The organism is Cellulophaga sp. F20128, assembly GCF_023015805.1.
GTDB lineage: Bacteria > Bacteroidota > Bacteroidia > Flavobacteriales > Flavobacteriaceae > Cellulophaga.
Window position 1 is genome coordinate 1 of sequence record NZ_JALKBA010000019.1, and the last position, 12,622, is coordinate 12,622.

General features: G+C 35.3%; 14 protein-coding genes. 7 read left to right on the top strand and 7 right to left on the bottom strand.

The window, feature by feature from the left end:
- Nucleotides 1–102 precede the first annotated feature (102 nt).
- The 7 genes from MWU65_RS14500 to MWU65_RS14530 form a co-directional block, all read right to left on the bottom strand.
- Nucleotides 103–1,272, bottom strand: coding sequence for an acyl-CoA dehydrogenase family protein (locus MWU65_RS14500; protein WP_247079061.1), 1,170 nt, complete (start codon nucleotides 1,270–1,272; stop codon nucleotides 103–105).
- 11 nt (nucleotides 1,273–1,283) lie between these two features.
- Nucleotides 1,284–2,111 (bottom strand): helix-hairpin-helix domain-containing protein, encoded by an 828-nt coding sequence (locus tag MWU65_RS14505; protein ID WP_247079063.1) that lies wholly within the window; start codon nucleotides 2,109–2,111, stop codon nucleotides 1,284–1,286.
- 79 nt (nucleotides 2,112–2,190) lie between these two features.
- Nucleotides 2,191–3,807 carry an alanine/glycine:cation symporter family protein gene (locus tag MWU65_RS14510; protein WP_247079066.1) on the bottom strand — a complete coding sequence of 539 codons (1,617 nt, stop codon included), beginning with the start codon at nucleotides 3,805–3,807 and terminating at the stop codon, nucleotides 2,191–2,193.
- A gap of 84 nt (nucleotides 3,808–3,891) precedes the next feature.
- Complete coding sequence (locus MWU65_RS14515) at nucleotides 3,892–4,902, bottom strand: potassium channel protein (RefSeq protein ID WP_247079209.1); 1,011 nt, start codon at nucleotides 4,900–4,902, stop codon at nucleotides 3,892–3,894.
- A gap of 77 nt (nucleotides 4,903–4,979) precedes the next feature.
- A complete protein-coding gene (locus MWU65_RS14520; RefSeq protein ID WP_247079069.1) occupies nucleotides 4,980–5,207 on the bottom strand; it encodes a PspC domain-containing protein in 228 nt (75 codons plus the stop codon).
- Between the two features lie 9 nt (nucleotides 5,208–5,216).
- Entirely contained in the window at nucleotides 5,217–6,500 is a 1,284-nt protein-coding gene (locus MWU65_RS14525; RefSeq protein WP_247079071.1) for a DUF2851 family protein, read from the bottom strand.
- Between the two features lie 46 nt (nucleotides 6,501–6,546).
- A complete protein-coding gene (locus tag MWU65_RS14530; RefSeq protein ID WP_247079074.1) occupies nucleotides 6,547–6,858 on the bottom strand; it encodes a rhodanese-like domain-containing protein in 312 nt (103 codons plus the stop codon).
- A 70-nt stretch (nucleotides 6,859–6,928) separates the two neighbouring features.
- Here MWU65_RS14530 and MWU65_RS14535 point away from each other — a divergent pair, with 70 nt between their 5' ends.
- From MWU65_RS14535 to MWU65_RS14565, 7 genes are all read left to right on the top strand, one after another.
- Nucleotides 6,929–7,405, top strand: a complete 477-nt coding sequence (locus MWU65_RS14535) for a MarR family transcriptional regulator (RefSeq protein WP_247079075.1) — start codon at nucleotides 6,929–6,931, stop codon at nucleotides 7,403–7,405.
- Nucleotides 7,402–7,962: a YceI family protein gene (locus MWU65_RS14540; protein WP_247079077.1), complete on the top strand. Its 561-nt coding sequence runs from the start codon at nucleotides 7,402–7,404 to the stop codon at nucleotides 7,960–7,962. Before MWU65_RS14535 ends, MWU65_RS14540 begins: the two co-directional genes overlap by 4 nt.
- A 240-nt stretch (nucleotides 7,963–8,202) precedes the next feature.
- On the top strand, nucleotides 8,203–9,600 hold the full coding sequence (locus MWU65_RS14545; protein WP_247079078.1) for an anthranilate synthase component I family protein: 1,398 nt from the start codon (nucleotides 8,203–8,205) through the stop codon (nucleotides 9,598–9,600).
- Between the two features lie 3 nt (nucleotides 9,601–9,603).
- Nucleotides 9,604–10,167 carry an aminodeoxychorismate/anthranilate synthase component II gene (locus MWU65_RS14550; RefSeq protein ID WP_247079079.1) on the top strand — a complete coding sequence of 188 codons (564 nt, stop codon included), beginning with the start codon at nucleotides 9,604–9,606 and terminating at the stop codon, nucleotides 10,165–10,167.
- A 33-nt stretch (nucleotides 10,168–10,200) separates the two neighbouring features.
- Nucleotides 10,201–11,193, top strand: coding sequence for an anthranilate phosphoribosyltransferase (gene trpD / locus MWU65_RS14555; RefSeq protein WP_247079081.1), 993 nt, complete (start codon nucleotides 10,201–10,203; stop codon nucleotides 11,191–11,193).
- Nucleotides 11,194–11,979 carry an indole-3-glycerol phosphate synthase TrpC gene (gene trpC / locus MWU65_RS14560; protein ID WP_247079082.1) on the top strand — a complete coding sequence of 262 codons (786 nt, stop codon included), beginning with the start codon at nucleotides 11,194–11,196 and terminating at the stop codon, nucleotides 11,977–11,979.
- Entirely contained in the window at nucleotides 11,976–12,617 is a 642-nt protein-coding gene (locus MWU65_RS14565) for a phosphoribosylanthranilate isomerase (RefSeq protein ID WP_247079083.1), read from the top strand. Before trpC ends, MWU65_RS14565 begins: the two co-directional genes overlap by 4 nt.
- Nucleotides 12,618–12,622: the final 5 nt, after the last annotated feature.

The following is a 12,622-nucleotide window of genomic DNA, read 5'->3' on the forward strand; positions in this document are numbered from 1 at the left end:
CCAAAATAATTACCTCTAATCCGTAGCTGCTTTATATTCTTTTTTATCGATCACCATTTTGGCAATAATCTCTTGGTACTATTTTTACCAAAATAAATACCTCTAATCCGTAGCTGCTTTATATTCTTTTTTATCGATCACCATTTTGGCAATAATCTCTCTCAAGATTTCAGAAGTGCCGCCACCAATAGGTCCTAATCTGCTATCTCTTAACAGTCGGGCCATTGGATAATCTTCCATATAGCCGTATCCTCCTAAAAACTGCAAGCAATCATAAACAACCTCATCGGCCATTTTGGTAGATTTTAATTTTGATATGGTTGCCTCTTTAACTACATATTCACCTCGATCTAACCGATATGCCACAGCATAATTATACTCCCTACATATTTCCATATCCGCATACAAATCTGCATACTTATGCCGCAAAGCCTGGTAGCTATCTATTGTTTTACCAAAAGTAGTACGCTCAGACATATATTGACGGGCATACTCTAAAGCATATTCTGCCCTAGCATGTGCATTAACACCCATAATTAATCGTTCTAGCGCAAAGTGTTGCATGATATATGAAAACCCTTTTCCCTCTTCACCCATTAAATTAGAAGCAGGTATAACTACATTATCAAACGCAATCTCAGCAGTATCTGACGCTCTCCATCCTAACTTATTTAATTTAGAGGCAGACACCCCTACAGTTTCTTTATCTATAACAAAAATACTAATCCCTTTGTTTCCTAACTCTGGACTTGTCTTTGCCGCAACAACCATATAATCACAGTAAACACCGTTGGTGATAAACGTTTTTGAGCCATTGATAATATAAGATTCTCCCTTCCGTTCTGCTGTGGTACGCATCCCGGCTACATCACTACCTCCAAAAGGCTCGGTTACACAAAGACAACCTATTTTTTCACCTGCAATACTAGCTGTTAGATATTTATTTTTAATGGCATCATCTCCTTCCTTTGTAATATGAGTCATTGCTAAATAAGCATGTGCCCACATTGCAGCTGCAAAACCACCTGAATTAATTTTTTGCAACTCCTCTAAAAAAATCACAGTATAAAACAAATCCAAATCCAATCCTCCAAAGGTTTCCGGAGAAGCCAAACCAAAATAGCCCATATCCCCAAATTTCTTCCAAATAGAACGGTCTATGGTTCCTGTTTCCTCCCATTTTTCAATATTCGGAACTACTTCTTTCTTTAAAAAATCTTTTAGACTTTCTCTAAATAATTGATGTTCTTCTGTGAAGTACATACTTTTCATAGTATTATTTTTTAATCAAGGGTCAAATATAGCTTAATTCTATCAATCTTTTTCGCCGGAAATTCAGGAACATCTAGTAAATCTGAAAACGAAACAAACCCTCCATTTTTATCTCGGTATGCCACTATATTTTTAGCTAAGCCATACTTTATATACACGATCTTTGAAATTTCATATGCGGTTGCCGTATTAATATTAACCAACGTTACACTTGGCTCATGCTGAACTTCAAAATAGGTAAGCAGCCTATTTGCCACCTCAACATCTAACCCGTACACATCATACAACTGTTCATTGACTAGAAAACCTCCTAGTGAGGCTCTAAATTTGAGGATACGCGCTGATAATTTCTCTCCAACACCCTTTACTTTTTGTAACTCTAAAGCTGTAGCCGTATTTAAATCTTGCACCACAATAGTACTTTCTGTACTTTCCTTTTTAGCTAGGTTAGCGCCTTGAATTGAGGTATCCGATTGAACGGCACTTTTTTTAGTCCAATCTGGAAATTTAAAATATCCAGAAATCAGCTCCAATAGCGAGTCTGAAACTTGAGTTACTTTTTGAAATTCTACTGCAGAATTAACATATAGATCTTTTTGTCTAAAAGCAATGAGTCGATCTATTTCCGAAGTAGACATGCCCAACACATACCCTTTATAGTCCGTGATATAATTTGGATTGAACGGATAGATATGAAGCGTGTCTTTTTTTAAAGATTGATTTTTTAAGGAGTCTATAACTCGCTGCAGCTCTGCATCTGTGGTAAGCTGGGTTGTTGGAGTTTGAAAAACCCCCATAGTAATTACAAGGTAAAGTAGTTGAAGAATTACGAGTATCATCAACAAAAAATAAATCCCACTTCGTTCATCTTTATTGAACTTAAAGTGGGATTTAAAACTTTTCAATGTTGCGTTTTTATTAGTAAATCTTTATAGCATCCAAATACCGCTGCAGACTCTTTTTAACTTTAGGGAATAAAATTAAGAGACCTATCATGTTCGGGAACACCAATGCCAATATCATAGCATCAGAGAATTTAATCACTGCATCTAAAGTTGCAGCAGCACCAATTACAACAAATAGCAAGAATAAAACTTTATAAATTATATCTGCTACTTTTCCTCTTCCAAAAAGATACTTCCAAGATTGAAGTCCGTAATAAGACCAAGAAATCATAGTTGAAAAAGCAAATAGTATAATTGCAATTGTTAAAATATATTTAAAGCCTGGAATAACAGAATCATAGGCCATAGACGTTAAATCTACCCCTCCTACATAAGCTCCAGTTGCATTTATTTGCACTGTACTACCTACTGCATTTCCATAATCAAAGGCAGCTGTATCCATATTAAAGAAAATAATTACCAATGCCGTCATTGTACAAATAACAACTGTATCAATAAATGGCTCTAACAATGCTACAATACCTTCACTAGCCGGATATCTTGTTTTTACTGCAGAGTGTGCAATTGCCGCCGATCCTGCACCAGCTTCATTAGAGAATGCTGCTCTTTGGAAGCCAACAATAATAACACCTAATATACCACCTAATCCAGCTTCAGGAGAAAATGCTCCTGCAAAAATCATAGAGAAGGCATCTCCGATATACTTTATGTTAGCAAAAATTATCACCAAGGATGCCAAAACATAAATACCAGCCATAAACGGTACAATCTTTTCTGTTACACTAGCAATCTTTTTAATCCCTCCAATAATTACAATACCCACCAAAACGGCTAAAACTACACCTATCATTAAGCCAGTGGCACCTCCTTCTAAATTCAACATAGAACTTAATTGAACTGCCGCTTGGTTCGATTGGAACGCGTTACCTCCTCCAAAAGAAGCGCCAACACATAAAACTGCAAAAACCACAGCTAAAAATTTCCCTAAACGAGTCCAACCTCTTTCTTTTATCCCTTTTGACAAATAATACATTGGACCGCCATATACCGTTCCATCTGCACCGACATCTCTATATTTAACTCCTAATGTACACTCCACAAATTTTGTAGACATCCCAATGAGTCCACAAACAACCATCCAAAACGTTGCGCCAGGTCCACCTACGGCAATAGCCACGGCCACACCTGCAATATTACCTAAACCTACAGTACCAGACACTGCTGTTGCTAATGCTTGGAAATGACTTACTTCTCCCTCTTCACTTTCATCCCTAATTGTATCAGGAATATCACCACTTTCCGTCATGTGAAGCTCTACTTTTTCAACACCGTATTTTTCTACAGCTTCATACTTACCTCTTACTACTCTAATGGCCAAAGGAAATTTAGTAATTCCAGGAAACTTAAAATACACAGTAAAAAATGTTGCCCCAACAACTAAAAGGATAAGCACTACAGGGATATTATGCCCTGCAATATTAATAGGAGTTAATACAAGGCTCTCCCATCCATCGGCAATGGGCATAAAAAAGTCATTAATTTTCTCATCTATACTCTTTTCAGCAGCATCTTGAGCCATTGAAATTAAAGGCAAAAAAAGAGCCACTATTGAAAGAAATTTAAGTTTCATAAAGTTGGTTTTATATTTTTTTTAGTTAGTTAAGGTTGACAATATCCAAAAAATAATCAACGCAATCAAGGAATATTTACTAAATTATAATGGTTTTTGAAAGATTTGATTCAATTTTATAATCTGCTCTGGCCTCCCTAAAACAATAACTTTACTTTTAGGCTCTAGCTCTAAATCTGCTTCTGGGTTAATTATATATTCCCCGGCTGGAGTGATATACCCTATTATAGTACATCCCGTTTTTTTTCTTAAGTCCAAATCCCTTAATGAATTGTATTTCATTTGACCTCGAAGATCATCTATTGCTATCTCTTCTAATGTAGTAGTGTGCTCACCTTCCGCAGAGAGTTTATCCATAAAACTAATTAGGTCTGGCATCACAACTAAAGATGCCATATGATTCCCTCCTATTTTATCTGGCATGATCACTTTATTTGCTCCTGCCAACATTAGTTTTTTCTGAGAATTAGCCAAAGAAGCCCTACTTATTATAAAAAGTTCTTTATTTAATTGGCGCGCCGACAATACCACAAAAAGGTTAGACGCATCATCTGGCATTGCAGTTATTAAATATTTGGCCCTACCAACACCTGCCTCCTCCAAAATCTCATCATCAGTAGCATCGCCCTCCATAAAGAGAACCTCATCTTCATACTTTTCTATAACTTCCTTGTCTCTCTCGATAACTACAAAAGGTCTTTTATAAGTACTTAAACGCTGTGCTGCTTGCTCACCATTTCTACCAAAACCACAAATAATTATATGGCCAGACAATTCGTTTATCTTACTCTTCACTCTCTTCTTTTTTAATAATTGCAATGAATTTCTTCCTAAAAGATATTCCGTTATAACAGATATGGCATAGGCCACTATAAATACACTAGATACAATTAAAAAAATTGTAAATATTTTTGATACATCATCAAGCGGCTTAACTTCTGAGAACCCAACTGTGGTTACCGTAATAACTGTCATATAAACAGCTTCCATCCAGCTGTAATTTGAAATAAACCGATATCCTAAAACCCCAACCGCCAACACTAAGACAATTAACATCTCAGCCAAGTATATTTTGGATCTAAATAATTTTACCAATTTCATCTATCTGTGGTTTTGCAATACTTATCTCATGAACTCATCACCTACAACCAATTAAACCCGATCAGTTCCTATTACAAATCAAAAACAGACGTTCTCTTGGTATACATTAAGTCTTTAATTTTTAACCAAAAAGCTAGAAATAAATAAAGAGCAAATCCAAAGCCTAAAGTCACAAAAGTTACATAAATAAAGGAAGTACGCACTACTCTTGCCCGAATACCTAGTCGTTCTGCAATCCGCCTGCAAACTTCAAAGCCACGCTTTTGAAAATAATACAATATTTTATAGAAAAAAATCATTGTCTAAATTTAATTATTTCTGCTTAATAAACTACTACCAACTGCACATTGCAAACATTTATTTTTTAAACAGTAGTTCGAATAAAGCTCCAATATAGCCTGACTTTCCTTTGCAGAATGGATAGACTTGGTAAGTTTTGTAAAATTAGTTACAATACTATTCTTCTCCTTTTGCAAGCTGGAAATGATATTTAGTACAATCTCATTCTCATCTTTCCCTAGGTGTTTGGCGTAACAAAACCGCAACGGCAGTATTGTATTAATGACAATAAGTTGAACAAAGGACTTGGTTATCTTTTTGCTGCTTTTCCTAGAAATCTTTCCAAAAGTGTAGTGATCATCCCAATAGGCACTGGCAGCTACATTAAACACCTCATACATCTCCTTAAGCGAGGTTGTCCGCATTAGCACAGCAAACAATGTTTGATGCTTCCCATAGAGATTAGCAATTTGAGACAATCTAATTGTTGGAAAATTGGTTGGTCTCAATCTATAAAAAGCAGCCTTGACAACAGTTTCATCAGCTACTTTAAATTTCCTTTTCAAAAAAGTATATTCAGTATTGAGGCGACTATAATAAACATCCAAAACATCTTTATCACCCAACAAACCCGCTGCACCTAAGAGCAAACTTTCTGTTTTTACTGGGTCGTTACAAATCTTTCTAAAAACCTTATAATCAATAGATTTTGCAATTGCATAAAATGATTCGCCATTAATTATAGAACCGAAATTTTTCATCAGCATAACAAACAAAACCTGCTCCCAATCATTCTTAGACTCCTTCAATAAATTAAAAACAACAGCAGATTTTTTCTCTAAGCGTTCTATAAACAAACGATCCAACCAATTTTGAAACAAAAATTGATCTACACCTCCAATTTCCTTTTCACAATTTATAAAATTCTTGTTTCGGGTGTCGAAAAGATTCTGATAGGCTTTTAATAGTGTTGGAGCAATGAATGCTTTTAATTCTAAGGTAGGAATTTCAGAATTATCAGCTCTAAATATGGTTGCATCATCTTCCCAAACAACGTGTAGAATTACATTGTTATAATTTTCGTCTACCTCATGGTTATGAGCATACCAATCGGAAGCTTTGATATGTAGCTCCACATTACCCGCCCACAATTGACTCCCAATAGTAAGTTTTGCATTAAAAAAATCTGGACCAGCATTTGTATTATGAGTACCGACGGATTCAACCACTATAGCTTCGCCCTTGGTCGTGTGTAAACCTTTTAACTGCACTTTTTTATATTTCCATATAAAATGTAAAAGGTCTTCTCTCATCCTATATCCTTATTTTTCGTTTTGTTCCACCATGTTCAACGCAAACCTACTCTACAACATCTCCTTCCCAATTCATAAACCCTCCTTCTAAGTTATACGCATTCTCAAAACCAAGACTATTCATTATTGCGCAAGCTTGCCCACTACGGTTACCCGACCTGCAATATACATAATATGACTTTGTTCTGTCTAATTTCTCTAATTCCTCTAGGAAACCCTGTCCTAAATAAATATCTATATTGGTCGCGTTCGGTATATACCCTTCAGCTACCTCATCTTCAGTGCGTACATCCAAAACAAAAGCATTGTCATCTTCTGCTAATTTAGCACTCCATTCTTCTTGTGTTAAATCTATCATAATTATATTTTTTTCAAATGTAATTAAAATAAAAAAGAATTACATTTGTATATACAATAGTTGTAGTGTAATGAATGTAGAAAAAATTATAAAGGTTAAAAAACCACTGCCCGTAGAGACAAAAACTATTCTTCATTTACTATTGGTAAATCAAAGAATATCAGAATTTACAGCGGAAGCTTTAAAACCTTTTGATGTTTCAACACAACAATTTAACGTATTGCGAATTTTAAAAGGTCAAAACGAGAAGGCAGCAAACCTAAGTACACTTAACGAAAGAATGGTAAGTAAAATGAGTAACACCACTCGATTAGTGGATAAGTTAATTTTAAAAAAATTGGTAAAACGAACCGTTTGTGAGTCCAATAGGAGAAAAATAGAAATATTTATCACAAAAAAAGGCAAGGAAGAGCTTAAGAAAATGAGTGAGGTAATTTTAAAAACCGAAAAAAAATTACTACAAAACATTTCCACTAGTGAAATGAATGAATTAAACGAATTATTAAATAGGTTAAACACAAACAATTCAGAAGAACAAAAATTATGAAAAAACTATCAGTAAGCATTTTTGCATTAGTTATGGCATTAGGATCTATAACAGCACAAGAGAAAAAAGTAAATACAGAAGCTAGTTCCATTGAATGGAAGGGCTATAAAGTAACAGGTTCGCATACAGGAACCTTAGCCATTAAAGAAGGGGCTTTAGTTTTTAATAACGACAAATTAAGCGGTGGAGAGTTCGTTGTAGATATGACAACATTGACTGTTACAGACTTGGAAGGTGGAATGAAAGCAAAATTGGAAGGCCACTTAAAGTCCGATGATTTCTTTAGCGTAGAAAAAAATACTAGTTCCAAATTGGTATTTACCATAGATTCAGCAGAAGGTAAGAATGCATATGCTGCAACTGGAAACCTTACTATAAAAGGGATCACCAAACCTGTATCTTTTGTAATTTCCGTATATGGCAGTAAAGCTACAGCCAGTTTAAAAATAGACAGAACAGACTATGACATACAGTACAGATCTGGTAGTTTCATTGAAAACTTAGGAGACAAGGCTATTTACGATGATTTTGATTTAGTAGTGGATTTAGAATTTTAAAAAACAAAACAATGTTACAAACCTCACTTTTGTGAGGTTTTTTATTTTTTATTGGATCACAGTTTGGTATTACAAAATTCATTATTATATTTGACCCAATGAAAACAATAACAAACATATGGTGGTGGAACAACTTACGTCAAACGTCGTGAGCTAAGCACCATTGTAATTAGTATACAAAAAAGGCTTGTCTATCACGACAAGCCTTTTTTTTATACCATCTAATTAACCAAGATTACAATGAAATACAATTTAACATCACATCATAAAAAAATACTTGCAGATACCATTACCCCCGTAAGTGTCTATTTAAAAATAAGGGATCGGTTTCCGAATAGCATTTTATTAGAGAGTAGTGATTACCATGCAAATGACAATAGTTTTTCATATATCTGCTGTAATCCTATTGCATCTATAAAAATAGAAAATGAAATTATTATTGAGAATTACCCAGATGGCACCTCATCAAAAACAAATATAGTAGCTACTACAGATGTTGCAGGTGTTTTACATGATTTTAGCAAAAAATTTAGCTCGTCTACCTCTGATTTTAAGTTTATAGACAATGGCCTTTTTGGTTATATGGCTTATGATGCAGTACGTTATTTTGAAGATATACAACTCTCTCGGAAAGACAATTCTATTACCATACCAGACATGTATTATGCGGTATATCAAAATATAATTGCTATTAATCATTTTAACAACGAAGCTTATATTTTTGCAAATTGTTACGAAACTGAAAGTAATATAGCAGACATAGAACAAATATTACAAGTTAGGAACTTTGCCTCCTATAATTTTTCCAAAACCGACGAAGCTACTTCTAATTTAACAGATGCCGACTTTTTAGATCAAGTAGACTTAGCGAAAAAACACTGTCAACGTGGTGATGTTTTTCAACTTGTTCTCTCTAGAAGATTTTCTCAAAAATTTAAAGGAGATGAATTTAATGTATATCGCGCCCTTCGTTCTGTAAACCCATCCCCATACCTATTCTATTTTGATTATGGCGATTTTAAAATATTTGGAAGCTCTCCAGAAGCACAAATCATTGTAAAAGAAGGAAAAGCGGAAATTCACCCCATTGCAGGTACTTTTAAACGAACTGGTAATGATGAACAAGATGCAATTTTAGCAAAACAGCTAACAGAAGATGACAAGGAAAATAGCGAACATGTAATGTTGGTTGACTTAGCACGAAATGATTTAAGCAGAAATGGGAACGTAGTTACCGTAGAAAACTATAGAGAAGTTCAGTTTTTCTCCCACGTTATCCATTTGGTTTCTAAGGTTACAGGGCAAATGAAAAACAACAGCACTACCATGAAAGTTGTAGCAGACACCTTCCCAGCTGGCACTTTAAGTGGCGCTCCAAAGCACATGGCCATGCAACTTATAGAGAAATACGAAAAAACAAGCAGGGGTTACTATGGAGGAGCAATTGGGTTTATGGACTTTAAAGGCAACTTTAACCACGCAATAATGATTCGGACCTTTTTAAGTAAAAATCACGAATTACACTACCAAGCTGGAGCCGGCTTAGTCGCAGCATCTAACCCAGCAGACGAATTACAAGAAACCTACAATAAATTAGGGGCATTAACGAAAGCTTTAGAAATAGCAGAGAACATTTAAAAGATGAAAAAAATACTAGTTATAGATAATTACGACAGCTTTACGTACAACCTAGTTCACTATTTAGAAGATTTAGATTGTAGTGTTACTGTAAAACGAAATGATCAACTAACCCTAGACGAAGTAGATTCTTTTGACAAAATAGTACTTTCTCCAGGACCAGGAATCCCAGATGAAGCCGGTTTATTAAAAGAAATTATTGCAAGGTATGCTCCAACAAAAACCATATTAGGGGTTTGTTTGGGACAACAAGCCATAGGTGAGGTTTTTGGAGGCACACTTATCAATTTAGAACAAGTATACCATGGCATTGCAACAAAAATTAAAGTGATTAAGGAGGATATTTTGTTTAAAGGGCTGCCCAAAGAGATTGAAGTAGGAAGATACCACTCCTGGGTTGTTAATCCCAATTTACCCGAAGTCCTAGAAGCAACCTCCGTTGATGAAAATGGACAAATAATGTCGTTACGCCATAAAATATATGATGTAAATGCCGTGCAATTTCATCCCGAATCTGTGTTAACCCCAGACGGAAAACAAATGCTTAAAAATTGGGTGAATAAGTAAACCTGAATCCTGATATCAAACACTTAAAAGAAAATGAAGACAATACTAAATAGACTAATTAATCACGATATTCTTGAGAAAGAAGACGCCAAACAGGTTTTGGTTAATATTGCCAAAGGCGATTACAATACCAGCCAGATTGCCGCTTTTTTAACAGTTTATATGATGCGTAGTGTAACCATTGAAGAGTTAGAAGGGTTTAGAGACGCATTACTAGAGCTTTGCCTGGTTGTAGACTTATCTGCTTACAACCCCATTGATCTATGCGGTACTGGCGGTGATGGCAAGGACACCTTTAATATTTCTACCCTAGCATCTTTTGTAACGGCAGGTGCTGGCATTAAAGTTACCAAACACGGAAACTATGGAGTTTCAAGTAAATGTGGCAGCAGTAATGTTATGGAGCATTTAGGAATCAAATTTAGTAACGATGCTGGTTTTTTAGAAAAAACTTTAAACGAAGCTGGTATTTGTGTTTTACATGCACCCTTTTTTCACCCAGCTATGAAAAATGTGGCCCCTATACGCAGAGAGTTGGGTGTTAAGACCTTTTTTAATATGTTAGGTCCTATGGTGAACCCCGCTTTTCCAAAAAACCAAATGGTGGGCGTCTTCAATTTAGAACTTGCTAGGATGTACGGGTATTTATATCAGAATACAGATAAAAATTACACCGTATTGCATGCCTTGGACGGCTATGATGAAATTTCATTAACGGGAAACACAAAAACCATATCACGCCTATCAGAAGGAATGCTAACACCCGCAGATTTTGGAGTGAATCAAATTAAACAATCGGATATTGTTGGTGGTGAGAGCATTGAAGATTCTGCTCAAATATTCTTAAATATTTTAGGTGGGAAGGGAACAGCTCCTCAAAACAACGTTGTTTGTGCCAACGCAGGTATAGCCATTGCAACCGTAGAAAATTGCAGTCCAAAAGAAGGGTTTGAAAAAGCGAAAGAATCTTTATTGAGTGGTAAAGGACTCGTAGCGCTACAAAAATTACAAAAGCTTAGTGTATAGATGGATATCTTAGAAAAAATAGTACGTGATAAACGCAAAGAAGTAGATTTAAGAAAATCTATTATCCCCATTTCTCAATTGGAAAATTCTGTTTTATGCAACAGAAATAAAGTTTCATTGGCTCAAGCTTTAAAAAATAGTGCAACAGGAATTATTGCGGAACACAAAAGAAGATCCCCTTCTAAATCTATCATTAACAACAACCTAAACGTACAAGATGTTGCTACCGGCTACGAAAGTGCCGGTGTTTGTGGCATGTCTGTTTTAACGGATGGCAAATATTTTGGGGGATCCTTAGACGATTTGTTAGTAACCAGAGCTGCAGTACAACTTCCCCTTTTGCGCAAAGAGTTTGTCATTGATGAATACCAAATCCTTGAAGCAAAGGCCTATGGTGCAGATGTGATCCTTTTAATTGCCGCAATACTTACACGGAACGAAATCAAAAAGTTGTCAGAGTTTGCAAAAAAATTGGACTTAGATGTTTTGTTAGAAGTACACAATGAAGAGGAATTGCATAAATCTGTAATGCCTAGTTTAGATATGTTGGGTGTAAACAACAGAAATTTAAAGACTTTTTCTGTTAGCTTAGAAACTAGCAAGTCCTTGGCTTCTTTAATTCCCAATGATTTTGTAAAAGTGTCTGAAAGTGGAATTAGCAGTATTGAAGCAATAAAAGAATTACAACCCTATGGATACCTTGGGTTTCTTATAGGTGAAAATTTCATGAAGACAGAAAATCCCGGTAAAAGCGCTACTAATTTTATAAAATCTTTAGTCTCATGAAGCTAAAAGTTTGTGGTATGACGTCTACAGATAATATGGAAGCAGTGGCAACATTGCAACCTGATTATTTGGGCTTTATTTTCTGGGAACCATCTACTAGGTACTTTAAAGGAAAAATGGGAAACATCCCCAATACTATAAAAAAAGTTGGGGTTTTTGTAGATGCCTCCTTGGATCATGTCATTGAAAAAATTAACGAACATAATTTGGCTGCGGTACAACTGCATGGAAAAGAATCTCCTGAATTCTGTATGGGAATTCGCAACTCTAGTCTGGGACTGCAAGGGGCACAACCTAAAATCATAAAGGTGTTTTCTATAAAAGATACTTTTGACTTTAGTGTTTTAAAAGCATATGAAAAGGTGTGTGATTACTTTTTATTTGACACCAAAGGGAAACTACCTGGTGGAAACGGATACACTTTTAACTGGTCTGTTTTAGAAAATTACCCCGCTACCAAACCCTATTTTTTAAGTGGCGGCATTGGATTAAAGGATATCGATAAAATTAAAGATTTTTTAAAAACACCCGCATCAAAATACTGTGCAGTAATAGATGTTAACAGTGGTTTTGAAATTGAACCTGGCTTAAAAGATATTGAAAAACTAAAAGAATTTACAACAGCACTGCGTACATAGTACGT